The organism is Humibacter sp. RRB41, from assembly GCF_022761015.1.
GTDB lineage: Bacteria > Actinomycetota > Actinomycetes > Actinomycetales > Microbacteriaceae > Humibacter.
The window spans coordinates 57,913-83,747 of record NZ_JAKWJQ010000009.1 but is presented as its reverse complement, the minus strand read 5'-3'; the positions used below and the strand labels follow the sequence as shown (position 1 = coordinate 83,747).

The following is a 25,835-nucleotide window of genomic DNA, read 5'->3' as shown; positions in this document are numbered from 1 at the left end:
GTTCAGAACATGTCGCCGTAGCCGAGCCCCACCAGGTGGGCGCGCGAGTCGGCCAGGCAATCGTAGATGTCGCGCCCGTACTGCTCGTCCTGCTCGATCAAGAGATACTCTGCGCCCGCGGCCACACCGGCATCGACGACGCCGGCGAAGTCGAGGTTGCCTCGCCCTACCTCGGCGAACTGCACCAGGGCGCTCCAGGCCGCATTCCAGGTTGTCTGGTCACCGCCCGCGAGCGCGTCGAACGCCTCGGGGGACGGCAACTCGATGCGGTAGTCCTTGAGGTGAACCAGGTCGACGGCCCCCGAATAGCGCTCGAGCACCGTGACCGGGTCCATACCGCCGCGCTGGATCCAGTGCACGTCGAGTTCGAGCTTGAGGTCCGGCGCTCCCTCCCTGATCAGGTCGAGGATGTGTTTCCCGTCGATTCGTGCGAACTCGGCGTGATGGTTGTGATAGCTCAAGACGATGCCCTGATCGGCGAGGCGTCGCGCCATCTCGTTCGCGTCGGCGATGAAGGCGAGCAGGGCATCCTTCGATGCGAGCGACGGGGTCGGCAACATTCCGATGCGCACGCGCTCGGTGCCGAGCGCCCGGCAGTCCGCCACGATCTTGTCGAACGACTCCCGCAGCGAGTCGTTGCCGCCGCCGCCCGTCTCGCCCATGCCGCCGGAGATGGCAGCGACGACGATGCCGAAGTCGTCGCCCGCTCGCACGATCTCGTCACGAGTCGCCTCGGTGAGCTCGATCTGAGACACCTCGACCACACCGAAGCCGTGGTCGGCCAGTCGTTTCCACACCGCGTATGCGCCCTCTGCCGCCACGTGCTGTTTCAACATCATTGCCTGGACACCGATTCTGGCCACGTTCTTACCCCAAGTTCTCTCGTTGCTGCGGATCTTGCGAATGCAAGTGTGGGCGCGATCCGGTCGATAAGGCAAAGGGTTGCCATCGGATTGCCATCCGTGTGCGCACGCGCTGATCGGCCTTCGAACGAGGTAGACGCAAGGCTCGCAACGCACCCCGTACGGGGGAAGACTACCTGCCTCTTGATTTAGTAACACTCTTGGTTTTATATTTACCACCACGCCGGGTGGCACCGATAGTCCGGCACGGAGTGCATCCATGCACAATCACTCAACAACGGGAGTTTCAATGAAGAAACGCGTACTGAAGGTCGCGACCATGCTCGCGGCCATCGGCACCATCGCGGCCCTAGCGGGCTGCAGCGGAGCCGGGACCGGGACCAGTTCGGATCAGAGCAAGGCCGATCCGAAGGCGAAGGTCACGATCACTGTCGGAGACGAGCCGACGGCCGACAAGAAGGCCGACCGGGCGAACTTCTTGAAGCAGCTGCAACAGTTCGAGAAGATGTATCCGAACATCACGGTGAAGCCGTCGACCGAGTACTGGCAGGCGCAGACCTTTCAGGCCAAGCTGGCCGGTGGCACGCTTCCCGACACGATGAACGTGTCGCTCACCTACAGCAAACAGCTGATCGCCAACAAGCAGTTGCCGAACATGACGCCGTACCTCAAGCAGATCGGCTTGCTCGACGACCTGAATCCGCTCGCACTGAAGAACGTGCAGGACGCGAACGGCGACGTTTACACGGTGCCATACGGCCTGTTCTCGGTCGGAATCTCTTACAACCGCGCGCTCTTCACCAAGGCCGGTCTCGACCCGAACAAGCCGCCGACCACCTGGGACGAAGTGCGCGCCGACGCCAAGCAGATCCACGACAAGGTGCCCGGTGTCGCCGGCTACGCGCAGCTGACCACGAACAACACCGGCGGCTGGATGCTGACCGCCATGACCTACAGCATGGGCGGTACGGTCACGAACAAGGCCGGTACCAAGACCGACATGGGATCGGCGACCGAAGAGTCGCTGCAGTTGCTGCACGACATGCGCTGGACCGACAACTCGATGGGCAGCCAGTTCCTCTACAACCAGGATGACATCCGCAAGGCGTTCTCCGCCGGCAAGATCGGCATCGTGATGCAGGCACCGGACATCTACGGACAGGCGATCCCGACCTACGGCATGAAGCCTGCCGATTTCGGGCAGGGCGCGTTGCCGCAGGCCAATGGCACAAACGGCACGTTGACCGGCGGCACGATCGCCATGTTCAACGCGAAGGCGACACCGAACCAGTTGCTCGCCGCGGCGAAGTGGGTGAAGTTCATGAACTTCCAGCAGTACTTCGACAAGGACCTGGCGGTGCAGAACGCCACGGCAAATGCGGCTGATGGAACCGCGGTCGGCGTCCCGGGCCTACCTCCTGTAACGGACGCGATCAACAACCGCTATCTCGGCTGGATCAAGGACCAGATCAACGTGCCGCTCGACCAGTTCAAGGGCTACACGTCGTCGACGCTGCCGCTGATCCCGGAACCCGCGGATGCGCAGAACACGTATGCGGCGTTGGATCCGGTGGTGCAGAAGGTGCTCACCGACAAGAACGCGGACATCAAACAGTTGGTCCAGGCGGCCGGTACGACGATCGACCGCAACCTGTCGCAGGCCGCGGGCTGAGACAGGATTCGTGAGGGGCTCGGCCCCGGCTTCGGCCGGGGCCGAGCCGCACGGAACACATCATGACTCGAACTCTTGACATCGCAACGCCGCGGCAACTCGGCCGCCCGCGCAAACGGTTCAGCGTCAGCCGGTGGTATCGCGCCGGCGGGCTGACCACGGCTCTCTTCGCCGTACCGATCGTGCTGATCTTCCTCTATTTCTCGTGGGGCCCGGTCGTCAACGGCCTGGTGCTCAGCCTGCAGAGGACCAACCTGGTCTCCGCGGCCAGCTGGGTCGGCCTGAAGAACTTCGAATTCGTCCTCACCGACCCCGGGCTGCCGCAGGCGGCGCTCAACACGGGCTACTACGCCCTCCTAGGCCTGGTCTTCGGATTCCCCGTGCCGATTCTGCTCGCCGTGTTCATCAATGAACTGCGCAAGTACGACTGGATGTACAACCTGCTGGCGTACCTGCCGGCCGTCGTGCCGCCGGTGGCGGGCATCCTGCTCTGGAAGTTCTTCTACGACCCCTCCAGCGAAGGCATCTTCAACACCATGCTCGGATGGATCGGCCTCGGGCCGTTCCCGTGGCTGAACTCGGAGGCGATGGCGATGCCATCCCTCGTGCTCTACACCACCTGGGCGGGGGCAGGCGCGACGGCGATCATCTACCTCGCAGCGATCGGCGGCATCAGCCCTGAACTCTACGAGGCCGCCGAGATCGACGGCACCGGCATCTGGTCGCGGCTGTGGCACGTGACGATTCCGCAGTTGCGCAACATCATCTTCATCATGATGCTGCTGCAGCTGATCGGCACGTTCCAGCTGTTCACCGAACCATTCCTGTTCACCGGAGGCGGCCCGAACAACGCGACGATGACCATCATGCTGAAGATCTACAACTACGCCTTCGTCAACGGCGACTTCGGCTCGGCAACCGCACTCAGCGTGCTGCTGGCTGCAGTCCTCTGCGTGCTGTCGATCATCTACCACTTCGTGACCAAGAGATGGAGCCCGTCATGAGCGCGCTCGGACAAACCATCGTCGTTCCGGGAACAGACTCGGTTGCGGCAGAACCGATTTCGGCGCACCACTCGAAACGGCCGCAGAAGGAAGCGAAACCGCGCGGTGCGATCTCCACCGCCGACCGCAATCGGCCTGTCGTCAAAGTCAGCATGTGGATCATTCAGATCGTGATGTTCATCGGGCTGATCTTTGCCGGCCTCGGGCCGATCCTGTGGTCGGCCAGGGCGTCCGTTGCGCCGAGCCAGACGATCGTCAGCAATCCGATGGGCATCTGGTTCTCCCCGTACGAGTGGGGCAACCTGTTGCAGGCCTGGAACGGAGCTCAGATCGGTTCGTCGCTCGCCAACACAGCGTTCGTCGCCATTGGATCGACGGTCTCCACACTGTTCATCAGTGCCACCGGCGCCTATCTGCTGAGCGTGCTGCGACCGAAGTGGGGCCCGATCCTCTCCGGTGCCATCCTCGCGACGCTGTTCCTGCCCGGCGTGATCTCACTGGTGCCCCTGTACCTGACGATCCTGCACATGCCCGTGATCGGCGTGAGCCTGCAGAACACGTTCTGGGCGGTGTGGCTGCCGGCCGGCGCGAGCGCGTTCAACGTCATCGTGCTCAAACGGTTCTTCGACTCGATTCCGCGCGAGCTGATCGAGGCGGCGAAGATCGACGGCGCCGGCCAACTGCGGGTGTTCACCACTGTCGTCATACCGCTGTCGCGCCCGATCCTCGGTGTCGTCACCCTGTTGACGGTGATCGGATCATGGAAGGACTATCTGTGGCCGATGCTGGTGCTGACCAATCCGAACCTGCAACCGGTTTCGGTGGTCCTCGGCAGCTTCGGAAACGGAACGTCGCAGCCGTTCTCGGTGCAGATGGCCGCGGTGTTCTTGACCATCATCATCCCGGTGATCCTCTTCATCATCTTCCAGAAGCAGTTCCTGCGCGGCGTCGGAGCGGCGGGAGGGATCAAGGGATGACGCGACTGGATGGACGGCGCGTGCTGGTCACCGGGGCATCCGGTCGCATCGGCCGGGTGGCGACTCGGCGCCTGGCCCGGTGCGGGGCCCTCGTGACGGCGATGTGCGCACACGGCACGACTGTCGAGCATGCCGACCGCGTCGTCGAGGGCGACACCCGGGCGGTGGACGACGTCGCCGGAGCGCTCGACGGCGTCGACCTCGTCGTACACCTCGCAGCGCTCGCCCATCGTGACGCGGCACCCGCCTACGACGTGTACAGCAACAACGTCGTCTCGACGTTCAACGTGCTCTCGCAGGCGGCCGAGCGTGGCGTGCGGCGAGCGGTCGTCGCCGGGAGTATCAACCGTTACGGGCTGCCGCAGGGCATCGATTCGAACGCACAGCCGCCCTACCTGCCCATCGACACCGACATGCCCGCCGATGTCTCCGACTGGTACTCGTTGTCGAAGCTGAACGACGAGAACACCTCGCGCATGGTGTGGAGGCGATGGGGAATGGATATCGTGACGCTCCGTTTTCCGCACGTGAACATCACGGATGCTCTGATGGCGCAGTCCGCGACCCTCACCCGCGACCCGCGTCACGGTCTCACCGAGGCGTGGGCGTATCTCGATGTGCGCGACGCCGCGAGGGCCATCGAGCTCGGGCTGACGGCATCCACCAGCGGAGCGGTCGCGTTCTATCTGGCGGCGCCGACCACCAGCATCCCGTACCGCACGGAAGACGTGCTCGACGCGATCGCACCCGATGTCCCGCGGCGCAGGCGCTTCGCCGGGCGCGAGGTTCCGATGGACCTCGACGACGCGGAACGTCTGATCGGGTTCAGGGCCGAGCACGAGCTCGACCTCGAGACGCGGGAGCTGCCGGCTGACATCCGCTGATCGCACCGATAAACCGACAACTGAACGACGAAAGAGCACGATGAACACCTTCGACAACCCCTGGACCGCGCGCACCGATCTGCGCATCACCTCGGTTCGCGCCATCGTCACAGCGCCGGAGGGCACACCCCTCGTCGTCGTGCGCATCGACACGGACGAGCCGGGACTCTACGGGCTGGGGTGCGCGACGTTCACGCAAAGGTGGACGGCCGTGCGCTCGTTCGTGGACGACCACGTCGCCAGATTGCTGGTCGGGCGATACCCGGGCGACATCGGCGACCTCACGAGGCTGGTCGGCTTCACCGGGTACTGGCGGGGCGGGCCCGTGACGAACAATGCCATCTCGGGCATCGACCAGGCACTGTGGGACATCGCGGGCAAGCGGGCGGGTATGCCGGTGCACGAGCTGCTCGGCGGCAAGGTGCGCGCGGCGGCCGACACCTATCTGCATGCAGACGGTCGAACGATCGACGAAGCTCTGGATGACGCGGAACGGCTCATCGAGCAGGGCCAGCGCTACGTGCGCCTGCAGGTCTCCACTCCTGGCGGTGGCGGATACGGCGCCCCAGCCGTGCCGACCGAGTACCCGAACGCGCCCTATCCCAACGGCTGGAGTGCTCGGGACTATGTGCGGCGCACACCCGCGCTCTTCGAGGCGGCGCGTGATCGTCTGCCCGACAACGTCGAGCTCCTGCACGACGTGCATTCGAGGCTCACACCGAAGGATGCCGTCTGGCTGGCGCGCGCGCTCGAGCCGTATCGCCTGTTCTTCCTCGAAGACGTGCTGCCGCCCGAGCACTGGGATCGGCTGCCAGAGGTGCGGGCTGCGAGCCCCATCCCGATCGCTGTCGGCGAGCTCACGACGTCGTTCCAGGATGCCGCGCGGCTCATCCAGGGCAAGGGCGTCGACCTGATCCGCAGCCACGTCTCCGACATCGGCGGCCTCACCGCTGGGCGCAAGCTCGCCGACCTCGCCGAGATCAACGGAGTGCGCACGGCGTGGCACGGCCCGGGGGACACCTCGCCGATCGGTGCCGCGGCGAACGTCGCGCTCGACGTCGTGTCGCCTGCGTTCGGCATCCAGGAAGGACACGTCTACAACGAAGCGACCCACGAGGTCTTCCCCGGTACTCTACGTATCAGGGACGGCTGGTTGACGCCCAACGATGCTCCGGGGTGGGGAATCGAGATCGACGAGGCGGCGGCCGCACGGTTTCCGGCCGGACTCTCGGGCCACGACGCATGGGCGGCAGGCGTGCGGCGACCGGATGGCGCTCTGGAGGCTCCGTGACACAGGTGGGCGAAGAACCCTCGCTACTGAAGAGCGCGCGACCCGCGCGTCGCGCGCAATCGAGGGGAGCGGATCGGCGCGCTCACGGCGGCGCCAACCAGTACGACCTCGGCTCGTTCAACGAGGCGACGATCATCGAGACCATCAGGCAGGCAGGGGTCATCAGCCGTACCGAAGTGGCGGAGCGCACAGGGCTCACGCAGCAGTCGGTGTCACGCATCCTGCGCCTGCTGATCGAACGCGGACTCGTCGTCGAGGGTGAGCAGGTGCGCACGGAGCAGGTTGGCAAGCCGCGCACGACCATCAAACTTCGCGCCGAGGCCGCGCACGCGGTCGGCGTGCTCGTCGACCCCACCTCATTGACATTCGTGCTCTCGAACCTCGACGGCAGCGTTGTCGAGCGCCACACCGTCGCACTCGATGCGGATGTCTCGCCGGACAGCCTCGTCGAGTCGATCTCCGACCGCATCGACGAGCTGATATCGACGTCGGGCATCGACCGTGACTCCCTGCTCGGTGTCGGGGTGGCCACACCGGGACCGATCACGATGGACGGCGCACTGCTCGAACTGCCGCTCTCGCGCTCGTGGCGCAACGTGCCGCTGCGGGACTTGCTCGAGAAGCGGTTGGACTGCCCGGTGATCGTGCAGAAAGACGGCGAAGCCGCCGCCGTCGGTGAGCGCTGGGTCGGGCGGACCACGCGTTCGGGCGACTTCGTCTTTCTCTACTTCGGAACCGGTATCGGCTCAGGCCTTGTACTGAATGGCGATGTGTACCGCGGCGTGAGTTCGAACGCCGGCGAGTTCGGCCAGCTCTGCGCCATCCGCGTCGGCCGCGTCGATTCGGCCGGAAGGCCGCTGCTGGTGAGGGAATGCAACCCGACGGCTGCGCTGCCGGAGATCGCACGAGAGCTCGGCTACGCGGGCACGGCATCGACGTATCGGGAGATGTGCGCAGAGGTCGGGCGTGGAGAGGACCACGCAGTGGCGGCAGTCGAACAGATCGCATCCGTCATCGCGCAGGGTGCGACGGCGCTGATCGATCTGCTCGATCTTCCGCTCATGGTCATCGGCGGCCCGGCGTTCGAACCGGAACTGCGTGATCTCGTGGTGTCGGTGATCTCCCGTGAGGTGAACACCGTGCCGACGGCGCACTCCGCGCGCGAGGTGCTCGTCGAACGGTCCGTTCTGCAGGGCGAGGCCGGCGCGATCGGCGCGGCGTCGTCGATTTTCCACAACACTTTCGCTCCCCGAATGGGCAGCAAGACGAGGTCGATGACGCTATGAAACGAACCGCCCCCGCAAATGCGTCGGCGGATGCTCGTGCACTGGAAAAGGTCTCGATCGGCTCGACTGCGCTCGATGTCGCCGTCGAGCCCCTTGGTGCCCGCATCTCATCGATCATCGATCGCCGCACCGGCACCGAATTCCTGCTCAGCACTCCATGGGCCGACGAGCAATGGGAGCCAATAGCACTATCCGCCGGCACGAGTGTCGAGTGGCATCGCCGCTACCCGGGAGGATGGCACACCCTTGTTCCACACGCCGGGGACGAGCGCACGGTCGCCGGCGTGGAGCATCCCTTCCACGGCGAAGCGTCCTGGCGCACCTGGCGCCTCGTGGAGCACGATGATGCGGTCTGCGCGCACGAGGTGGTGTTGCGTACCGTACCGCTGAGGGTCACGCGGCGTGTGAGCATCGAGGGCCCGACAGTTCGCGTCGAGCAACGAGTGGAGAATCTCTCGCCGGAGCCGATCGATTTCACCTGGACGGAGCATCCTGCCCTCGGGCCGGCTCTGATCGGTCCGCGAACGGCCGTGACCACGCCGGCGGGCCGGCTCGATCTCGCGTTCCCGCAGAGCGAGCAAGGTGTTTCGGGGTTCCGCTCGCTGCCGGTCGGTGATCGCGGCGAGGCAACCATCGCCGACCCCGACTCCGGGGCGTTCGGTCGCTTGCGCTGGGATGCCCGGCTCATGCCGTACCTGCACGTCTGGCAGGAGCACCACGCGACCGACGGCTTTCCCTGGTGGCGCACCATCTCGGCGATCGCGCTCGAGCCGGCGTCGCGCGACTACTGGCCGAATGGGGAAGGGCTCGGACCGGTCGTCGTGCCGGGACGGGGCGTCGTCGACGGGGCGATCGAACTCACCGTTGGCGTGCGCGAGGACGGGGCAGAGTGACAGCGCCTCACACGAACGCGAGCCGCCGCTCGAACGCACCGTTGCCGTTCAGCCATCCGACGGCCTCGCGGGTCGCCTCGAGCGACGTGTACGCGGGCCTGTAGCCGAGCATCCGTCTCGCCTTGTCGATGCTCATCGCATGGCTGCGTGCGACGTGCTCGATCGTTGTCGCGGCGTTCTGCTCGCTCGTCGCCGAGGCGAGTTCGGCGAGGGGCACGTAGCCGAGGTTCGCGGTGTGACCGAACCAGCCTGCGGCGGCCTCTGCGAAGCCGCGGAGCGTGAGGGCGCTCGCCGACACCGCGAAGAAGGCGTTCCCGCCGACATCAGGGCCGCTGGCGACCGCCAACTCGAAGAGCTGGGCGACATCGTCGGCGTGCACGTGGTGAAGCATCCCGAGTCCTGAGTCGGGGAGTATCACGCGCTCGCCGAATGCGAGGCGCTCCCACACGAGCGGATCGAGGTTTCCGGCCGGGTTGATCACGTGCCACCCGGGACCTGAGATGTGTCCGGGGTCGATGATGACGCTCGGCAGACCGTTAGGACGCGCGGATTCCTCGAGCAGATAGCGTTCGAGTTCGGCCTTGCCGACGCCGTACTCACCCCAGGCGTTCAGCGGGGAGTCCTCAGTGCCGGGCACCTCTGTCAGGATGCCGCGCGACCAGATCGATCCGCACGACACGAGCATGCGCACGCGTCCGCGCAACGACTCGACCAACTGCGCAGCGGATGCCCGCGAGAAGCAGATCATGTCGATCACGACGTCGGCGCCCAGGGACGCGACCCGCTCGCCGAAGGTGCCGGCGGAATCCTCGGCCTCGCGGTCGAGGTCGATGCGCTCGACCGCGTGCCAAGCATCGTCGGCGCGGTACGGCGCGCGGAGTCCACGCGACAGGGCAACGACGGAATGACCCGCTCGCACCAGACGAGGAACGAGGTAGCCGCCGACGTGACCGGTGGCGCCGATGACGACGATTTTCATGAGTCCTCCGATCCCACCTGCGCGAAGCGTTCGTCGAGCCAGTCGAACATGCGCTCGTCCGTCAACGCGCGCGCGAGGGGTTGACAGTGCAGGTCGGCGCCCTCGGCTGCGGTGAAGGGAACGAGAGCGGAGACATCCTGTGTCAGCTTCGCGAGTCGTTCGGACTGGCCAGGCCAGAACTGTTCGCCCTCCGGCGAGGTGATGAGCAGCGGCGTCGTGATCTGCTGCGCGACCTTCTCGAGGTCGTACGTGAGTACCTCTTCGATCGTTTCGGCGTATCCGAGCGCCCCGTACGGCCGAGCACGGAAGGCCCAGGTGACCGCGTTCTGCGGCTGGAACTTGAGCCCGAGCACCATGTCTTTGTCGAACTTCTCGTTCTCGCCCTTGTCGATGAGTTCGAGCATGCTCTTCGGCAGGTGCGACGTCCACGAGGCTGACACGTCCACGACACCGGGGTCGGCGATGGCCGCCGCGAAACGGTGCTCGAAGGCGAGCGCCCGTGGCACCCAGTAGCCGCCCTGGCTGATGCCGTAGACGGCCGTGCGCCTCGCATCCACGCCATCGAGGCCGAGCGCGAAGTCGAGCACCGGCGTCAGTACCGCCTCCCAGTCGGGCCGGAACGTCGTCTTCTGCTCGAAGAGCATCGACTGCTGACCAGGGCCGTCGTAGAGGAGCACGGTGTACCCGCGCTGCAGGGCGCCGAAGACGCACGACGTCCACATCGAGGTGAGCGATCCGTCGCTGCCGTTCGTGCCGATCAGGAGCGGTGTCGATTCGGATGCCTCGCGCGGTCGGAACACGTACCCCGGCAGCGTCGCCCCCTCGTACGGAATCGCGACGCGCTCCACGCGTGCCTGTGTCGTGGTGTCGACGAATCCGTCCCACGCGGCACGGTGCTTGCGGAAGGTCGTCAGCAGTTCGTTCTCCGAGTCGAGCGCGGACGCCGCATTCACCGCGACCGCGTAGTAGCCGGATGCCCGCAGATACGCCCCCGACGCACTCGCGGCGTGTCCCTTGCCGTGCGCGGCATCCGCGTCGGCGGCGATGCGGTCGCCGAGTGCCAGCCAGGCCTCGAACCACCCCCGGTGGTCCTTGCCCTTGACGGATTCGACAGCGGCGAGAACCTCGCCGACGTCGGCGGCGCCGGAGTACGCCCCACCCAGCACGGTGCGGATCTCATAGTCCGCATCCGCGTTGTCGGAGAACGCGTTGATCAGCGAATGCTTACTCATCGCTCGTGTCTTCGTCGTCGTCGTCTTCGGTGGTGTCGTCCGGGTCTGCAACGTCGTCCTCAGCCGCGTCGGGTTCCTCAGCCGAAGCCACGGGCGCGAACCGCCTGCCCGCCGCTATGGCAAGGCTCGAGCCGATCGCTCCCGCGAGCACGGCGAAGACGGCCCAGCCGGTGCCCCACTTGGAGCGACCGAACGCTCCGTCGATCGACGCCTTGCCGGGCCGTTCGGCGAGCAGAACCGCAGCCGCGATCATCACGAGGTTGAACTCGGCACCGCCCTTCGAATTCCAGAGTCCGTTCTTCGCGTGCACCTTGCGAACGGCCGTCAGCATCGTCGCGATCAGCCCGGCGGACGCGAAAGGCGTGGCGACGCCGAGCGCCAGCGCAGCACCCCCGGCGGTCTCGGCGAGGCCGGCCGCACGTGCCTGAAGATTCGCGGGATGCATGCCGATGGCATCCATCGTCGCCTCTGTCTGCTTCAGCCCGCCGCCTCCGAAGAGCCCTGCGAGTTTCTGCAGGCCGTGCCCGACGAAGAGCAGTCCGACGACCAGTCTCAGGATGAGCGTTCCCATGCGATCCTCCGTGATGCGGTGTGCGAAAGGGGCGGCGGATGCCCCGGCTACCGTTCTATCGGCATGGCCGCGAAATCGGTCGCTTTACGTATGGTCCGAACCGTCGAGCGCGCCCGCGAGCGACTCCAGGTCGACAGCGACGCCGAGCCCGTGAAGCGCGCTTGCGTAGGCATTGACCGTGCTCGCAACGGACGCGAAGTTCGCCCGGCGCCCGGTGTGATTGAGCCGCACGAAGCGTCCGGCCGCTTCGCCGAGCGCCGCAGAGATCGTGTCGTCGAGTCGGCGTGCACGGGCGATGAGGTCATCGATGTCGATGCCGACCGGCACCGGCGCGAGCGTGACGAGGTGGGATGCGTCGGCGTCGTCCGCCGGAGATGGCCCGATTCCCAGCCCGCCCACCGCACCAGTCACCGCGACCCTCGCCAGAGCGGATGCCTGCGCGTGGCGCTGAATCACGGCATCCGTGCCCTCGACGAGGAAGGTCTGCACCGCGTTCTCCAGCGCCCAGAACGAGAGCGGATCCGGAGTTCCCGGCAGCAGCCCGCGTCCTGCGTCGAGCCAGTCGCGCTTCAGATCGATCAGCGAGAGCACGGAGTGCGAGGGGCCGTCGATGGATGCCCAGGCCGCGGTGGACACCGCAACAGCTGACAGCGCCGCCGGCCCACCCAGTGCCTTCTGCGGCCCGACCACCGCGATGTCGATGCCCCACGCGTCGAGGTTCAGCGGGTGGGCGCCGACCGACGCGACGGCATCCACCACGACGAGCGCCCCGTGCGCACGAGCGGTGGCGGCGAGGTGCTCCAGCGGGTTCGCGACCCCGGTCGCGGCCTCGCCGTGCGTGATGTAGACGACTTCAGCGGGTGACTGCTCCAGCGCGACGTTCAACTGCTCGGGATGGATGGCCGTCGGGCCGGCGGCGCGCAGGTAGCGCACGTCGCTGCCGGCGGCCTCGAGCCAGCGACCGAAGACATCCCCGTACGGGCTCGTGACAAGCACGAGCGCGCTGCGGCCGGGTGCACCGACGGATGCCGCCACCGCCTCGAGCGCGACGATCGCCTCCGCCTGCACGAAGACCACGTCGCCGATCGTGCCGAGGATGCCGCCGATGCGGTCGGCCAGCGGCGCATACCGCTCGGCCGGGTACGGCCGCACGGCGAATCCGGATGGCACGAAGCCGGTTGCCGCGGAGGGATTCCACTCGGTCATGGTCTGTGTGCGTCTCCTGTCCTTTGTCGCTCACGTGCACCGTCACGCATCAGCGGCATCCCGTCGGCGTACGCGCAGCGCCGTCCTCAGCAGCAGAGCCGCGATGCCGAGCGCGACCACCGTGAACACGAAGATGAGCGTCGCGGTCGCGTAGACGGCGGGTGTCGCGCCGTACTGCAGGGTGCCGTAGAGATACACGGTGAGAACGTTGACGGTTGGCGTCGAGAGAAAGTTCGCGATCACCACGTTGTCGAACGCGAACGTGTACGCGATGAGCGCTGCGGCGCCGATCGCCGGGCCGAGTTGAGGGAGGACGACGGTGCGCAGGGTGGTCAGGCGCGCGGCTCCGAGGTCGGCCGCGGCATCCTCGACACCGGCATCCAGTGTGAGAACGCGCGCCCTGATCACGAACGCCACGACCGAGATGCTCGGTGGTGTGAGCGCCGCGATCAGCGTGAACTCGTCGAGGGGAATTCGGGTCTCCGTGTAGAACAGCAGCAGCGAGACGCCGAGCACGGTCTCCGGCACGATGAGCAGGATGTACGTGAGCCCGGCGAGCAGGCGCCGCACCGCGCGATTGGGGTTGCGCGCCAGCTCGAAGCCGAGGATCGTGCCGATGACCACTGCGATGAGTGCTGCCCAGAACGAGACGACGAGGCTCGTGCCGGTTGCCTGCGCGATCGTCGGGTCGCTGAACGTGTGCGTGTACCAATCCCACGTGAACCCAGTGAACGCCGAGGTCTGCTTGCCTGCGACACCCTGGTTGAACGAGTAGGCGATCGCCGTCACGATCGGCGCGAACAGGAACACGACGACGACGCCGAACCACACCCACAGGGCGATGCCGGTGGCCAGGCGCCCCCTGCGGCCAATTCGCTCAGGGAACTGGTGCGCGGTCATCCTGCAGTCCCTTCGAACCCGCGGGTGAGGCGCACCAGCAGCGCGACGATCACCGCGACGGCGAGCACGAGCAGCACGACCATGGCGGAGCCGAGCGCGTAGTTCTGCGACTGCACGTACTGCGTCGAGATGGCCTGCGACAGGAACAGCCCCTTGTTGCCACCGAGCAGTACCGGGATGACGAGCTCGCCGAGCATCGGCACCGCTGTGAGCAGAGCGGCGGTGGCGATGCCGGGTCGGCTGAGCGGAAAGATCACCGTCCAGAACGTGGCGGTGGGGGATGCCCCGAGGTCGTGGCTCGCCTCGACCACCTCCGGCGGAATGCGGTCGAGCACCACGGCGAGCGCGATGATCGCGATCGGGAGATAGACGGCGATCGTGCCGATGATCACGGCGGGCAGTGAGTCGAGGATGGTGATCGGCGAGTGCAGCACGCCGATCGCGCGCAGGACCTTCTCCAGCGGACCGCCTTGCGCGAGCAGGATCTGCCACGACATCACCCTGATGAGCAGGCTCGCCAGATAGGGCAGCAGGATCAGCGCGAAGGCGACGACCTTGAAACGTCCGCTGCGCCGGGCGATGGCATAGGCGATCGGGTAGGCGAGCACGAGGCAGAGCAGGCTCGATCCGACCGCGAACCCGAGCGTGCGCAGGAACGTCTCCAAATAGAGAGGACCGAGCGCCTGCACGTAGTTGTCGAGCGAGAACCCGAGCTGCACGGTGCCGAATCCGCTGGTGCCGAACGAGTACACCAGCGTGAACCCGAGCGGCACGAGGAACAGCACGGCAAGCCACGCGAGCGGGATCGCCGCGAGTACGTGGTCACCCGTGCGTCTCACCCTTCGATCCTCCCATCGCCCGTCCCCGCCTGCGGAGCCCCGTTACCGCGAGACTGCACGCCCCGGGCGAGACAGCGGGTATACCCCGCAGCTTCGCCGCGGGCGTGCAGTCTCGCGGTCGCGCCAGTCGCGCCGGTCTACGCGCCGGCTGCGGCCTGCACCTTGTTCTGGATGTCTTGGAACGTCGGGTACGTGTCAGGGTTCACGATGAAGCTGGTCAGCTTGTCGAAGTCGACATCCGGGCCGCCGAAGATGAGGTCCGACTCCTTCACGTTCGACGGCAGCTTGTCGCGCAACCCGTTCAACGAAGCCGGGTAGCCGAGGTAGACGGTTTCGTTGACCTGCACGGTCGGCGTGAGCTGGTACTTCAGGAACTCGTATGCCCGCTCCACGTCAGGAGCACCCTTGGCGATCGAGAAGCTGTCGACCCAGAGCTCGCTCGTCGGGCCGGGCACGACCCACTTCAGCTTCGGGTTGAGCAGAATCGCGTTGCGCGCCGCAGCCTGGTTGGCCTGCGCCATCACGATGGCGCCGCTTTTCAGTGCGTTCGGGTCGAACGCCGAGAACGTCTTCACGTGCTTGGCGAACGTGGTGAGGAAGTCTTCGGTGCCCTGGATGTCCGCGATCTTCTTGGTGTTCCAGTCCTTGCCCTGCACCCACAGGGCCGGTCCGACTGTTTCCTCTGCCGCGCTCGTCATGCGGATGCGCCCGCTCGCGCCGCTCTTGGCGCCCGCGTCGAAGAAGTCCTGCCAGGTCTTGATCTCGCCGCCGACGGCATCCGGATCGTAGACGACACCCAGCAGACCCCAGTCCTTGGGAATGGAGTACTTGTTGTGCGGATCGTAATTGCGGTTGAGCAGCGACTGATCGAGGTTCTTCAGGTTGAACCGGTCGAGGTCGAGCTCTTCGAGCAGGCCCTTGTCGGAGATCTGCTTGATCCAGCTCGACGACGGCACCACGATGTCGTACCCGGCGCCGGCGGCCGAGTTGAGCTTCGTGAACAACGTGTTGTTGTCGGTATAGGTCGAGATCTTCGGCGTCACACCGTACTTCTTGGCGTAGGCCGCGAGGTCCTTGTCGCTGAAGTAGTCGGGCCAGGTGTAGATGTTCAGCTGGCTGGTGAGCTTCGCGGATGCCGTGCCCGACGATCCCGTCGACGAGCAGGCCGCGAGGAACGCCGCGATCGGTGTGAGTGCTGCTGCACCGAGAACGGTGCGCCGGCTGATCAGGGAGGAGCCGACGCTCCTGGGCGCTGACGTGCTCATGGACGGGTCCTTTGCTGTGGGAATCCGTTCGCGGGTCGTGCCGTCGCGGGTCGTGCCGTCGTGCGGATTCGGGGGATAACTGCCTCGACGTCAACGGTAATCATCTCGCGCGACCGCGGCGTCCGCGCCGGTCACCTGGCGTAATGCCCGGCCTCAGTGCTTGCCGTGCACGTCCACGCGGATGTCGATGCGCAACCGCCCGCTCGAGGTGGACGTCTCTGCGAAGTGGCGCGTGACGTTGGCCTCATCCGGCGGAGCGCCCGCGGCGAGCGGCGACGGGGCATCCTGCGGCAACAGGACCACGGCGTGCATGGTGCCGTTGCCGGGGGAGTCCCCGCCGGATGACGTCGAGCTGACGACCTTCGTTCCCGAGGGCAGGTCGAGCGCCGACAGGGCCGCGATCTCCGCCACCGTGAGGTCCGAGCAGGGGCGGGGGTCCAACGGTCCGACGAGGTAGCACGAGCCGAAGGAGGTGTCGTACCTGATGCCGTCGACGATGGACCAGAGGGCGATGCCTCCGCCGAACACTGCGGCGAGCAGCACGACGAGGCCGGCGGCGAGCATCCACACCTGGGTCGCGGTGCGGGGCGCGCGCCCGGGTGGATCGGTGGGCTCGGCACCGATCGAGGTGAACAGATCGTCGGACATCCCTCGATGGTCGCAGAGGATGCCCGTGCCCCGCGACTGCGCAGCGCGACCGCTGCTCCGCGAATGGCAACTCCGCGACTGCTACACCTCGGTCGCCCACTGGATCTCGCCGGCACCCACCGGCTCGAGCACGTCGAGCGTGGCCAGCGTCTCCGCGTCCAGCTCGATGGATGCGACCGCGAGGTTCTCGTCGAGGTGCTCGATGCTCGCAGTCCCGGGGATCAGCGCGATGTCGGGGGAGTGTTGCAGCAGCCACGCGAGTCCGATCTGCGAAGGAGTGGCGCCGAGGCGGGTGGCGGCATCCAGCACAGCGGGCTGCTCGGTGACCTTCGCCAGCCCGGGGAACGCTCCGCCGAGAGGGAAGTACGGGACCCACGCGACGCCCTCGGCCGAGCACAACTCGAGCATGCCCTCGAACTGCCTGTCGACCAGGCTGTAGGCGTTCTGCACCGCCGTGATGCCGGCCGGGAGCGCGTGGCGCACGCCGTCGGCATCCACGGCGCTGATGCCGAGCGCGGCGATCTTGCCCTCGTCGCGCAGGGCGGTCAAGGTCGCGAGCTGGTCGTCCATCGGCACGATCTGGTCGCCTTCGGGTCGGAGGCCGGGGCCGACATCCATGCGTCGCAGGTACACGAGGTCGAGGATGTCCGTGCCCAGCGACCGCAGATTGTCCTCTACGCTCGCGCGCAGTTGCTCCGGCCGTTGAGCGGCGCGAAGGGGGAGAGGTCCGCCGGGGTTCGGGGTCGCTCCGATCTTCGTCGCGACGAAGACGTCGTTCCGCACGCCGGCAACGGAGCGGATCACCGAGTTCACGAACCCGTTGCGGTAGAACTCGGCGGTGTCGATGTGGTCGACGCCGTGGTCGAGAGCGTGACGCAGCACGGACGCTGCAGCATCCGGATCATGCGACAGCCGCTCCAGCTGCATGGCGCCGTAGCCGATGCGCGCGACGTCGCGCCGCGCGATCGTGACTGTTCCACCTGGTGTGTTCTGCATCGTCATGGGGGCGTGCCTTCTCTCTTGAATCGAGTTCCGCGCCCGAGCACCTCGCGTCGTATTATGGATGCCATAAGCGGAGGACTCTCCGATTCATTGAGCGTAACGGAGGGTCCTCCGGATGTCTACCACCGAAGCACCGCGCATGCGTGCCGACGCCGCGCGCAACCGCACCCTGCTGCTGGCGACGGCGCGGGAGGCGTTCGCTGCGGCCGATGACGACACCTCCGTATCGCTCGAGAGCATCGCCCGCGCTGCGGGCGTGGGCATCGGCACGCTCTACCGTCACTTCCCGACACGAGAAGCGCTCGTCGAGACGCTCTACGTCTCCGAGCTGGATGACGTGGCGAACGCAGCCGACGCGCTCCTCGCCGAGCACACCGGCTTCGACGCCTTGCGCCTCTGGATGGACACGTACTCGCACTTCGTCGCCACCAAGCAGGGGATGCCGAATGCCCTGCGTGCCGCATGGTCGTCGGGGACGCTCCGCATGTCGGATACCCGCGAACGCATCAGCGGAACGATCGGCAAGCTGCTCGCGGCCGGCGCCGCCGACGGCACGATCCGCGCCGACGTCACAGCTGCAGACGTCACCGACATGCTCGTCGGCATTTTCGTCGCCACTCGCGACGCGAAGGATCAGAGTCGTATCAGTCGGCTGCTCGACCTGCTGGTCGACGGCCTACGGCCAAGGGCATAGGGATCAGCCGGGCGCCCTACGCCTCGGTCAGTGCCTCGAGCTCGGCGCGCAGACCGGCCAACTCGATGTCTCGGTCGACCGGGTCCAGGCGCGGCTGCGCGCCCGGCGAGTACAGCAGGGCGTGGTCGACCAGCGATGCGCTGACCTCGTGCCAGGCATCCTGTCGCGCCTGCTCGATGAGCCCCAGCAGGTAGTCCTCTTCGGCGGCCTTCTGCCGAAGCAGGCTCGCGGCCTCGGTCGACACCATGAGCCGGTGCCGCACGTTCGCCTCATCTCCGCGCCGGTAGTCGTGCACGTGCTGCGCCTTGCCTGAGCGTCCGATCGTGTTCGCCAGCTCCTCGGTGAGCCGGTCGGATGCCTGCTCAGACTCGTCGGCGAGCTCCGTGAACGCGGCGGAAGCCTGCGGCAGATACGAGCGCGCGTCGTAGGCATCCGGCGACACGATCGCACCGATCGCGATGTCGTTCTTGAGACGCATGCGCACCGCGTACTCCGCGATCATCAGTCCTTCGGCCACGGACTGCTCCACCGTGGCCGTCGGCCGCTCGTTGATGGCCGCATCGTTGTAGGGCGTCAGGATGCGGCGGCGCCGCCAGTTGAACCAGGCCACCGCGCCTCCTTTCGCCGACGTTAAAAGGTACCGGGGACGCGCCGCCGCCGTGGGCTACCGTGGACCCCAGTTCCCTGAGCGAGCGAAGCGAGTCGAAGGGCGATGGCCAGACCGAACGGAGTCCCGATGGCGACCGAACAAGATATCGAGCTGCCGAACGGCCGTGTGGTGCGAACCTGGGACACCGGCGTCGACAGCGGCGACCTCGCGATCGTCTGGCACCACGGAACGCCGCAAACCGGAAGCCTGCTGCCGCCGGTGGTCGACGCGGCGGCCGCGCGGGGCATCCGTGTCGTCTCATGCGCACGCGCCGGGTACCCCGGAACGACGGTGCTACCCGGTCGCACGGTGGCGGATGCCGCGGCCGACGTCGTCGCCGTGGCCGACGCCCTCGGACTGGAGCGGTACGCGACGGTCGGGGCATCCGGTGGCGGACCGCACGCACTCGCATGCGCCGTGCTCGATCCGCGGGTCTTCGGCGTCGTGACGTTCGCAGGGATCGCTCCCTACACGGATGCCTACCCCTGGTTCGCGGGAATGGCCTCGCCGGGCGGTCTCGAGTCGGCGCTGAACGGACGCGAGGCCCGCAGGATCTACGGCGAGACGGCGGAGTTCGACGAGACCGTGTTCGTCGACGTGGACTGGAAGGCCCTCGATGGCGCGTGGTCCTCGCTCGGCGCCGACGCGAACCGCGCCTCGACGCTCGCCACGGCCGATGGCGGCGTGCCGTGGGGCGAGATCGACGACGATGTGGCGTTCACTCGGCCGTGGGACGTCGAGATCGCGGCGATCGGATGCCCCGTGCTCGTCGTGCAGGGCGGTCGCGATCGCGTCATCCCGCGTGCGCACGGCGAGTGGCTCGCGGCGAACCTGCCGGCAGCGCAGCTCTGGCTGCGCCCTGCCGACGGCCACGTCGCCGTGCTTCAGGCGCTCCCGGTAGCCCTCGACTGGCTCCGCGACCTCGCCCCACTTCCCTGAGCGAGCGAAGCGAGGCATTACGCCAACAGGGCGGCGACCCGGGATGCCTCGCGCCGGCCGACCTCGCGGCCCGCGAGCGCCGACTCGGGTCGGGTCGCCGGATCGAGCGGGTTCGCGCCGAACGCCGCGATCGATGCGGCATCGGCCGGCACGATAGCCACTTGTGCGTCGCCGAGAGCGGCGAGCTCTGCTTGCGACACCGATCCCAGTCTTTCCGGGGCATCCGCCGCAGACGGTGTGATGATCAGCACGCGCTCGCTGCCCTCTGCGAGGTCCGCGTTGGCCGAGGTGCGCACGCCGCCGTCGACGTATTTGCGGTCGCCGATCGTCACGGGCGGCCACACCCCCGGCACGGCGCAGCTCGCCGCCACCGCGAGAAGCAGATCGACGTCGGAGTCGCGGTCGAAGGTGACGAAGGCGCCGCTCGCGGCATCCACCGCAGTGATGGTCAGCGACCTCTCCGGCCAGTCCAGGTGCGGCAGTCTGGCCCGGATCGACACGAGCCGCTCCGGTTCCGTCACGGTCGCCGCGGCCAGGGCGAAGGCGCCGACGTTCTGGAGTCGCTGCTCCTGGGTGAGTCCGGGCTCGTCGAGCGCGGACAGCGATTCCCAGAGCTTCGCCACGTCGACCTTCGGGTCGAACTCGGCAGTCTCCGACGAGAGCTGCGCTGCATAGAGGGCATCGACATCCAGGCCGCCGGCAAGCTGTGTCGCGACCGCCGAGCCGGCCGACGTGCCGATGTAGCGTGTCTGCGGGTCCCGGATCAGGGATGCCAGTTGCCTGCTCGACTCCATCAACCCGGCGACCACGCCGAGCTCCCATGCGATGCCGGCGACCCCTCCGCCGGCGAACACCACTGCATCGGACATTCGCGACTCCTTCATCTGTCGAAATGACGCTACTCGGAGCGTCCGACCCCGTCGCGGCGAGTCGTGACGTGCCACGGCTTTCAGGTTTTGCCCAGGTCTTGCGGGGTTTCGCATAGAGAGGTCGTTTAGCCTGGAATGCGGGCCTGATGCCCCAGCACCACCACGACACACGAATCGAGCGCCGCGCCGGGCATCCGATTCGCAGGCGGGTACGACTCGAATCGGCCCTGACGAGATGGAAGGCGGCGCGCGTGACGGATCACGGAACCAGGCACACCCGCGCTGCCGCCCGCAGTGAGCGGGCGCCGCGGGGCATCGCCAGGCACGGCCGTCTGCACGCGCATCCGTGGGCCACGTTCGGCAAGGTCGTGGCGTCGGTGGCCGTTGTCGCTGTGGTGAGTGTGCTCGGCATCGCGGGCGTCGCGGCCGCGAACCTGGTAAGCGATTCCAAGAAGTCGTTCCACCTGAGCGGTGAGGCCGCGCAAGCCATCCCGAACATCGCGGCGCTCAAGGGTGGCGTGAACATCCTGGTCGCGGCATCCGACACCCGCAGCGGTCAGGGCGATTCCTGGGGCTCGCTCGACGACAGCGCGGGGGCGGGCAACAACGACGTGACGATGCTTCTGCACCTCTCGTCGGATCACACGCACGCCATCGTCGTCAGCTTTCCGCGCGACATGACGGTTCCCGTTCCTGCCTGCGGCAACAGCTCGGCGCAGGATGCGGCGCAGTTCAACAGCACGCTCTCCGAGGGCGGCATGAGTTGTGTGGCCGACACTGTCACGCAGCTGACCGGCATCAAGATTCCGTTCGCGGCGCTGATCACGTTCGAAGGCGTGGTCGCGATGTCGAACGCGGTCGGCGGCGTGCAGGTCTGCATCGGCGGCGACGGTATCAACGATCCCGACACGAGCCTGGTTCTTCCGGCGGGCAACGTGACACTCAAGGGTCAGGATGCCGCGGAGTTCCTGCGCACCCGTCACGGCTTGGTCGACGGCTCGGACCTGTCGCGCATCAGCAACCAGCAGGTCTTCCTGTCGTCGCTGGTGCGCACCATCATGAGCAACGGCACGCTGACCAATCCGGCGAAGGTGTGGGGGCTCGCGAAGGCGACGACCAGCAACGTCTCTTTGTCCGACAACCTGAACGTGACGACGCTCTATCAGATCGCCACGGCCCTCAAGGGTCTCAGCTGGAGCAACATAGCGTTCGTGCAGTACCCGGTCGTTGAGAATCCGGATAACACGAACTGGGTCATCCCCGACGATACGGCCGCACAGACCCTCGATCAGGCGATCATCGACGACCAGTACGTGCAGATCACGGGCGGCACCGGTGACGGTTCGGTGACGTCGACCGATCAGCCTGCGGCGCAGCCATCCGCGACCAGCACGCCATCGGCGAGCGACAAGAAGGCCAAGAAGAGCACCGCAACGGCGACTCCGGCACCGACTTCCACCCCGGTGGCATTGAGTGACAATGTGCACGGTCAGACGGCCGCGACGCAGACCTGTTCGAACGGCGCTGGTTAGCGCTCCGCGCTCCTGCCTTGCCGGGTTCGAAGAGCCTCCTTCGGTCCGTTATGATGGTGGGCGTGTGTCCGCCAGGCGGGCACGCTGGAGACGTCGCATAGTCCGGCCGAGTGCACCACCCTGCTAAGGTGGAGTCCCCGCAAGGGGACCGAGGGTTCAAATCCCTCCGTCTCCGCTCAAGAAATACCAGGTCAAGAGCTGTTTTGACGCCATCTCGCCGGCCTTCGCCTCTCTCGCTCGCGTTCTCAGGTATGGCACGAGGGTCCTGTGGCGGTCCCGACGCCAGCTCGTTGAGGCGGCGCAGCCCCTCGATCGTTTCCCGCTCGCCCAGAACGTGCGCGTAGACCTTGAGCACCGTCCGCGGGTCGTCACCCAGCCCCTCCGTGACCTGATTGATCGGAATGCCTGCGCGCAGCCAATGGGTGGCGCAGTAGTGGCGCAGTATGTGCGGGCGCTTGCGCGGCGCTGTGACCGACCACTTCGTGAAGCGACGGTAGAGGTTCATGTGCAGCTGCCTCCCGGCCGGGCTCGTGAAGAGGTAGCGTTCGGGCCGCTTGTCTGCTACCCCTTCGCGTGCGATTTCGCGCGCCGGTCGCTGAGCGGCACGGCCCGTTCGCCATGAAGCCCGATCACGGTGTTATCGGCGGCAAGATCGTCCTCCCGAGCGAAAGGAAGATGGTCGAGCGTGACCTACTGAAGCCGTTCGGGGGAACAGTCAGCCGGGGATCAGAATTGACTATTCAGGATTAACTAGTCATAATCGATCATATGGTTCATTGGTCCGTTGAGGTTGGAGCGTCTTCGTGGTGAAGCGGAGGGTGTCGAATCCGTTGGCGTTGCCGGTGATGTCGTATCTGACAACGCGTCCGATGCACCGTTATGACCTGGTCCGCACGTTGACGGCGAACGACGATGGTCGGAGCGTGAAGTTCACGCCCGCCACCGTCTACATGGTGGTGGAGCAACTGGAGAAGGCGGGGTTCATCGTTGAGCATGAGACGTTGCGCACGGGTGCCTACCCCGAACGTATCGTCTATGCGTTGACCGACGAGGGCCGTGCTGAGTGTCGGGAGTGGTTGCGCAGTCTGATCGCCGACCCTGCGCACGAGTATCCCCAGTTCGCGTTGGCGCTGTCGTTGATCGGCGCGCTCGAACCCGACGATGCGGTTCGTCTGCTGGAGGAGCGTCGAGGCCGGGTTGAAGAAGTCCAGGCCGAGGACAGGGATTCAATGGAGAAGGCTCTCGCGGCCGGACTGCCGCCGTTGTTCTTGGTCGACGAAAAGTACCGGCTGGCATTGATGGACGCCGAGCTGGGGTTCATCGCGGGTCTCATTGAGGACATCACCGCTCCCGAGACGGGCTGGGCCGGCCCATGGGCAGCCCATCTCGCGCAGTCCCGTTCTCAGCAGCCAGGAGATGACGATGCCCACCGTTAGGAAGGCGCTGATCATCGGCGCTGGGATCGCGGGGCCGGCGATGGCGCTGGCATTGCAGAAGGCGGGGATCGACTCGGCGTTGTTCGAGGCGTACCCGAGTCAGGCCGGCGGTGTGGGGGCCTTCTTGACGGTGGCGTCGAACGGGGTGGACGCCCTCGACGTGCTCGGAGCACAGGATGTGCTCGCCCCGGCGTTCACCACACCCGCGATCGTGCTTCGCAGCAGCACCGGAAGATTCCTGGGCCGGACCCTCACCGGAGTCAAACTTCGGGACGGAACGACAAGCCAGACCATCACCCGCCCGGATCTGTACCAGGGCATGCACGACGCCGCCGCGGAACGAGGAATCGCCGTCGAGTACGGGCGCCGTTTAGTCGGCATCAACGAGACCCCAACCGGCGTACAGGCCCGCTTCGCCGACGGTACGACGGCAGAAGGCGATGTTCTGATCGGCTGCGACGGTGTGCACTCCACGGTCCGGAACCTGATCGACCCGCACGCGCGAAAGCCCGCGTACTCGGGCCTGCTCACCACAGGTGGTTACGTGCAGGAGGTGCCGGTCGACACCGAGCCGGGCAGCTACGAGATGATCTTCGGCAAGCGCGCGTTCTTCGGCTATGCCCTCGCCCCCGACCGCTCAGTGTGGTGGTTCGCCAACATTCCCCGAGGCGAGGAACCTGCCCCTGGTGCGCTCGAGATGTCGGACGACGACCTGCGACGCCAGCTGATCGACCTGTTCGAGGGCGATGCAGGGCCGGCTGCGGCACTGATTCAGGCCACCGAAACGCCGATACCGTTGAGCCCGATCCACACCCTGGCCCACCTGCCGAACTGGCACCGTGGCCGAAGCGTCGTGATCGGTGACGCCGCCCACGCTCCCTCACCGACATCGGGGCAGGGGGCATCGTTGTCGATCGAAGATGCCCTGGTGCTGGCGAAGTGCCTACGGGACATTCCGGATTACACGTCGGCTCTCGATGTCTTCGTGACCCAACGCCGCGCTCGCGTCGAACCGATCATCAAGTGGGCGGCCCGGATCAACAGCAACAAAGCCTCCGGCCTGTTCGCCGCCAAGATCCGAGACCTCGTCCTCCCCCCGATCATGAAACTCACCGCCAACAACAAAGCCGCCATCCGCCAGTTCGCCTACCACGTGGACTGGAACACCCCAGCAGATATAAGTGCACGATGACGAACCCGGAAGCACAGCCAGCAACCCGCTCGTATCTGCCGCTTGCCGCGGTCGCTGGCCCGATGCTCTTTACTCTCGCCTGGTTTACGTTGGGCTTTGTCAGCACCGGGTACACCCTGTGGGGAGTGCACGTCTCGCACTACTCGCCTATTCAGGCGCAGGTCAGCGCCCTGGGCGTCGGTAACACCGCGCCTTACATGAACGTCGCATTCATCATCACTGGTGTGCTCCTGATCCTCGGAGCCATCGGCATCTTCCGGGTACTCAGGGACGACATCCCGAGCGGCAGCATGCGCCGGTGGTGCTTCGCGCTGTGGCTGCTCCCGGGCATCGGCAGTATCACCGATGGGATATTCACCTTCCAGAACACCTTCCTGCACTTCCTCGGCTTCGGACTCTTCCTCACGTCCGTGTTCGCCTTCGCGCTCACCGGAATCGCGTTACGCCGGACAGTCCGCTTGAAGCGCATCGGCACCTGGCTCATCATCGCCGTGCCTCTCACGATCGCCTTGACGATCCTGTTCTTCTCAACCTTCACGCCAACCGCGGCCGGACAACTCACCGGAATCGCCGGAGTCACCGAGCGCCTCCTCGTGACCGAAATCATGTTCTGGTACGCCACATTGGGATGGATAGCGTTTCGCACCGCGAGCGGAGCCAGGTTCTCGCCATCCGAAAACGTTGATGAGCTCGTCCCCTAGCCTCGATCCCTCGGTCAGTTGGGGCTTGTACCGCGACTGCCGCCGATCGCCGCAGGTTTACTCGCGGAGCGTCCCCGGTTCCCGTTCGACATCGTCTATCTTCGGATCGACAACGACGTCTAGATCGTCGCTTATGCTCACGAGCGGCGTCACCCCGGCTACTGGAAAATCGCGTCGGCCGCTGACCGCGAGCGTGCAGTCGAGGGTCCCGTAGGGGTCCTAGCGTGGGCGGACAATGCCGAATCAGACGTGTTTCAGATGAAGGATCGCACGATTCCTGCACCAACTGCATGCGTCGCCGGCCCGCTAAG

25 protein-coding genes, 1 tRNA gene and 1 pseudogene are annotated in these 25,835 nt (G+C 66.4%); 14 read left to right on the top strand and 13 right to left on the bottom strand.

Features of this window, described 5'->3' with window-relative positions; all coding sequences use genetic code 11:
* Positions 1-2 precede the first annotated feature (2 nt).
* Entirely contained in the window at positions 3-839 is an 837-nt protein-coding gene (locus MJ603_RS17960; protein WP_243065134.1) for a sugar phosphate isomerase/epimerase, read from the bottom strand.
* Positions 840-1,152: 313 nt separating this feature from the next.
* Between MJ603_RS17960 and MJ603_RS17955 the strand changes: the two genes are divergently transcribed.
* From MJ603_RS17955 to MJ603_RS17925, 7 genes are all read left to right on the top strand, one after another.
* A complete protein-coding gene (locus tag MJ603_RS17955; protein ID WP_243065133.1) occupies positions 1,153-2,535 on the top strand; it encodes an ABC transporter substrate-binding protein in 1,383 nt (460 codons plus the stop codon).
* A gap of 62 nt (positions 2,536-2,597) precedes the next feature.
* Positions 2,598-3,539, top strand: a complete 942-nt coding sequence (locus tag MJ603_RS17950) for a carbohydrate ABC transporter permease (RefSeq protein ID WP_243065132.1) — start codon at positions 2,598-2,600, stop codon at positions 3,537-3,539.
* Entirely contained in the window at positions 3,536-4,516 is a 981-nt protein-coding gene (locus tag MJ603_RS17945; protein WP_243065131.1) for a carbohydrate ABC transporter permease, read from the top strand. The genes MJ603_RS17950 and MJ603_RS17945 overlap by 4 nt, the downstream gene beginning before the upstream one ends.
* Positions 4,513-5,400 carry an NAD(P)-dependent oxidoreductase gene (locus tag MJ603_RS17940; RefSeq protein ID WP_243065130.1) on the top strand — a complete coding sequence of 296 codons (888 nt, stop codon included), beginning with the start codon at positions 4,513-4,515 and terminating at the stop codon, positions 5,398-5,400. Before MJ603_RS17945 ends, MJ603_RS17940 begins: the two co-directional genes overlap by 4 nt.
* Before the next feature lie 40 nt (positions 5,401-5,440).
* Positions 5,441-6,691: an enolase C-terminal domain-like protein gene (locus MJ603_RS17935; protein WP_243065129.1), complete on the top strand. Its 1,251-nt coding sequence runs from the start codon at positions 5,441-5,443 to the stop codon at positions 6,689-6,691.
* Entirely contained in the window at positions 6,688-7,977 is a 1,290-nt protein-coding gene (locus MJ603_RS17930) for an ROK family transcriptional regulator (RefSeq protein WP_243065128.1), read from the top strand. Before MJ603_RS17935 ends, MJ603_RS17930 begins: the two co-directional genes overlap by 4 nt.
* Positions 7,974-8,870 (top strand): hypothetical protein, encoded by an 897-nt coding sequence (locus tag MJ603_RS17925; protein ID WP_243065127.1) that lies wholly within the window; start codon positions 7,974-7,976, stop codon positions 8,868-8,870. Before MJ603_RS17930 ends, MJ603_RS17925 begins: the two co-directional genes overlap by 4 nt.
* 7 nt (positions 8,871-8,877) lie before the next feature.
* Here MJ603_RS17925 and MJ603_RS17920 read toward each other — a convergent pair whose 3' ends face one another.
* The 9 genes from MJ603_RS17920 to MJ603_RS17880 all read right to left on the bottom strand — a co-directional run bounded on the left by MJ603_RS17920 (position 8,878) and on the right by MJ603_RS17880 (position 17,512).
* Complete coding sequence (locus tag MJ603_RS17920) at positions 8,878-9,849, bottom strand: NAD-dependent epimerase/dehydratase family protein (RefSeq protein ID WP_243065126.1); 972 nt, start codon at positions 9,847-9,849, stop codon at positions 8,878-8,880.
* Complete coding sequence (locus MJ603_RS17915; protein WP_243065125.1) at positions 9,846-11,081, bottom strand: S9 family peptidase; 1,236 nt, start codon at positions 11,079-11,081, stop codon at positions 9,846-9,848. The genes MJ603_RS17920 and MJ603_RS17915 overlap by 4 nt, the downstream gene beginning before the upstream one ends.
* Positions 11,074-11,652, bottom strand: a complete 579-nt coding sequence (locus tag MJ603_RS17910) for a DoxX family protein (RefSeq protein ID WP_243065124.1) — start codon at positions 11,650-11,652, stop codon at positions 11,074-11,076. The genes MJ603_RS17915 and MJ603_RS17910 overlap by 8 nt, the downstream gene beginning before the upstream one ends.
* An 84-nt stretch (positions 11,653-11,736) precedes the next feature.
* Positions 11,737-12,858, bottom strand: a complete 1,122-nt coding sequence (locus MJ603_RS17905; RefSeq protein ID WP_243065123.1) for an aminotransferase class V-fold PLP-dependent enzyme — start codon at positions 12,856-12,858, stop codon at positions 11,737-11,739.
* Positions 12,859-12,900: 42 nt separating this feature from the next.
* Complete coding sequence (locus MJ603_RS17900; RefSeq protein ID WP_243065122.1) at positions 12,901-13,758, bottom strand: ABC transporter permease; 858 nt, start codon at positions 13,756-13,758, stop codon at positions 12,901-12,903.
* A complete protein-coding gene (locus MJ603_RS17895) occupies positions 13,755-14,597 on the bottom strand; it encodes an ABC transporter permease (protein ID WP_243065121.1) in 843 nt (280 codons plus the stop codon). The genes MJ603_RS17900 and MJ603_RS17895 overlap by 4 nt, the downstream gene beginning before the upstream one ends.
* Positions 14,598-14,734: 137 nt before the next feature.
* Entirely contained in the window at positions 14,735-15,862 is a 1,128-nt protein-coding gene (locus MJ603_RS17890; protein WP_243065120.1) for a spermidine/putrescine ABC transporter substrate-binding protein, read from the bottom strand.
* A gap of 153 nt (positions 15,863-16,015) precedes the next feature.
* Positions 16,016-16,510 carry a hypothetical protein gene (locus tag MJ603_RS17885; protein WP_243065119.1) on the bottom strand — a complete coding sequence of 165 codons (495 nt, stop codon included), beginning with the start codon at positions 16,508-16,510 and terminating at the stop codon, positions 16,016-16,018.
* 81 nt (positions 16,511-16,591) lie between these two features.
* On the bottom strand, positions 16,592-17,512 hold the full coding sequence (locus MJ603_RS17880; protein ID WP_243065118.1) for an aldo/keto reductase: 921 nt from the start codon (positions 17,510-17,512) through the stop codon (positions 16,592-16,594).
* Between the two features lie 115 nt (positions 17,513-17,627).
* On the opposite strand from MJ603_RS17880, the gene MJ603_RS17875 reads away from it, so the two are divergent.
* Positions 17,628-18,206: a TetR/AcrR family transcriptional regulator gene (locus MJ603_RS17875; protein WP_243065117.1), complete on the top strand. Its 579-nt coding sequence runs from the start codon at positions 17,628-17,630 to the stop codon at positions 18,204-18,206.
* Positions 18,207-18,222: 16 nt separating this feature from the next.
* Here the strand turns inward: MJ603_RS17875 and MJ603_RS17870 are convergent, their stop codons facing one another.
* Positions 18,223-18,816, bottom strand: coding sequence for a hypothetical protein (locus MJ603_RS17870; RefSeq protein ID WP_243065116.1), 594 nt, complete (start codon positions 18,814-18,816; stop codon positions 18,223-18,225).
* 126 nt (positions 18,817-18,942) lie between these two features.
* Here MJ603_RS17870 and MJ603_RS17865 point away from each other — a divergent pair, with 126 nt between their 5' ends.
* Positions 18,943-19,794, top strand: coding sequence for an alpha/beta fold hydrolase (locus tag MJ603_RS17865; RefSeq protein ID WP_243065115.1), 852 nt, complete (start codon positions 18,943-18,945; stop codon positions 19,792-19,794).
* Positions 19,795-19,811: 17 nt separating this feature from the next.
* Here the strand turns inward: MJ603_RS17865 and MJ603_RS17860 are convergent, their stop codons facing one another.
* Positions 19,812-20,663: a patatin-like phospholipase family protein gene (locus MJ603_RS17860; protein ID WP_243065114.1), complete on the bottom strand. Its 852-nt coding sequence runs from the start codon at positions 20,661-20,663 to the stop codon at positions 19,812-19,814.
* A gap of 251 nt (positions 20,664-20,914) precedes the next feature.
* Between MJ603_RS17860 and MJ603_RS17855 the strand changes: the two genes are divergently transcribed.
* Complete coding sequence (locus MJ603_RS17855) at positions 20,915-22,195, top strand: LCP family protein (RefSeq protein WP_243065113.1); 1,281 nt, start codon at positions 20,915-20,917, stop codon at positions 22,193-22,195.
* A gap of 86 nt (positions 22,196-22,281) precedes the next feature.
* Positions 22,282-22,370, top strand: a tRNA-Ser gene (locus MJ603_RS17850).
* Between the two features lie 165 nt (positions 22,371-22,535).
* Here the strand turns inward: MJ603_RS17850 and MJ603_RS18895 are convergent.
* Positions 22,536-22,775, bottom strand: a pseudogene (locus tag MJ603_RS18895) (tyrosine-type recombinase/integrase); the annotation flags it as partial.
* A 265-nt stretch (positions 22,776-23,040) separates the two neighbouring features.
* Here MJ603_RS18895 and MJ603_RS17845 point away from each other — a divergent pair.
* From MJ603_RS17845 to MJ603_RS17835, 3 genes are read left to right on the top strand one after another with little or no spacing between them, the layout of a single operon-like run.
* Positions 23,041-23,631, top strand: a complete 591-nt coding sequence (locus MJ603_RS17845; RefSeq protein ID WP_279239577.1) for a PadR family transcriptional regulator — start codon at positions 23,041-23,043, stop codon at positions 23,629-23,631.
* A complete protein-coding gene (locus tag MJ603_RS17840; protein WP_243065112.1) occupies positions 23,618-24,823 on the top strand; it encodes an NAD(P)/FAD-dependent oxidoreductase in 1,206 nt (401 codons plus the stop codon). The genes MJ603_RS17845 and MJ603_RS17840 overlap by 14 nt, the downstream gene beginning before the upstream one ends.
* Positions 24,820-25,524: a DUF998 domain-containing protein gene (locus tag MJ603_RS17835; protein WP_243065111.1), complete on the top strand. Its 705-nt coding sequence runs from the start codon at positions 24,820-24,822 to the stop codon at positions 25,522-25,524. Before MJ603_RS17840 ends, MJ603_RS17835 begins: the two co-directional genes overlap by 4 nt.
* Positions 25,525-25,835 lie beyond the last annotated feature (311 nt).

Bases quoted from the DNA above. Each gene is read 5' to 3' on its own strand.
- MJ603_RS17960 (WP_243065134.1), bottom strand. From the start codon at position 839: ATGATGTTGAAACAGCACGTGGCGGCAGAGGGCGCATACGCGGTGTGG.
- MJ603_RS17955 (WP_243065133.1), top strand. From the start codon at position 1,153: ATGAAGAAACGCGTACTGAAGGTCGCGACCATGCTCGCGGCCATCGGC.
- MJ603_RS17950 (WP_243065132.1), top strand. From the start codon at position 2,598: ATGACTCGAACTCTTGACATCGCAACGCCGCGGCAACTCGGCCGCCCG.
- MJ603_RS17945 (WP_243065131.1), top strand. From the start codon at position 3,536: ATGAGCGCGCTCGGACAAACCATCGTCGTTCCGGGAACAGACTCGGTT.
- MJ603_RS17940 (WP_243065130.1), top strand. From the start codon at position 4,513: ATGACGCGACTGGATGGACGGCGCGTGCTGGTCACCGGGGCATCCGGT.
- MJ603_RS17935 (WP_243065129.1), top strand. From the start codon at position 5,441: ATGAACACCTTCGACAACCCCTGGACCGCGCGCACCGATCTGCGCATC.
- MJ603_RS17925 (WP_243065127.1), top strand. From the start codon at position 7,974: ATGAAACGAACCGCCCCCGCAAATGCGTCGGCGGATGCTCGTGCACTG.
- MJ603_RS17920 (WP_243065126.1), bottom strand. From the start codon at position 9,849: ATGAAAATCGTCGTCATCGGCGCCACCGGTCACGTCGGCGGCTACCTC.
- MJ603_RS17915 (WP_243065125.1), bottom strand. From the start codon at position 11,081: ATGAGTAAGCATTCGCTGATCAACGCGTTCTCCGACAACGCGGATGCG.
- MJ603_RS17910 (WP_243065124.1), bottom strand. From the start codon at position 11,652: ATGGGAACGCTCATCCTGAGACTGGTCGTCGGACTGCTCTTCGTCGGG.
- MJ603_RS17905 (WP_243065123.1), bottom strand. From the start codon at position 12,858: ATGACCGAGTGGAATCCCTCCGCGGCAACCGGCTTCGTGCCATCCGGA.
- MJ603_RS17900 (WP_243065122.1), bottom strand. From the start codon at position 13,758: ATGACCGCGCACCAGTTCCCTGAGCGAATTGGCCGCAGGGGGCGCCTG.
- MJ603_RS17890 (WP_243065120.1), bottom strand. From the start codon at position 15,862: ATGAGCACGTCAGCGCCCAGGAGCGTCGGCTCCTCCCTGATCAGCCGG.
- MJ603_RS17885 (WP_243065119.1), bottom strand. From the start codon at position 16,510: ATGTCCGACGATCTGTTCACCTCGATCGGTGCCGAGCCCACCGATCCA.
- MJ603_RS17880 (WP_243065118.1), bottom strand. From the start codon at position 17,512: ATGACGATGCAGAACACACCAGGTGGAACAGTCACGATCGCGCGGCGC.
- MJ603_RS17875 (WP_243065117.1), top strand. From the start codon at position 17,628: ATGTCTACCACCGAAGCACCGCGCATGCGTGCCGACGCCGCGCGCAAC.
- MJ603_RS17865 (WP_243065115.1), top strand. From the start codon at position 18,943: ATGGCGACCGAACAAGATATCGAGCTGCCGAACGGCCGTGTGGTGCGA.
- MJ603_RS17860 (WP_243065114.1), bottom strand. From the start codon at position 20,663: ATGTCCGATGCAGTGGTGTTCGCCGGCGGAGGGGTCGCCGGCATCGCA.
- MJ603_RS17845 (WP_279239577.1), top strand. From the start codon at position 23,041: ATGTCGTATCTGACAACGCGTCCGATGCACCGTTATGACCTGGTCCGC.
- MJ603_RS17840 (WP_243065112.1), top strand. From the start codon at position 23,618: ATGCCCACCGTTAGGAAGGCGCTGATCATCGGCGCTGGGATCGCGGGG.
- MJ603_RS17835 (WP_243065111.1), top strand. From the start codon at position 24,820: ATGACGAACCCGGAAGCACAGCCAGCAACCCGCTCGTATCTGCCGCTT.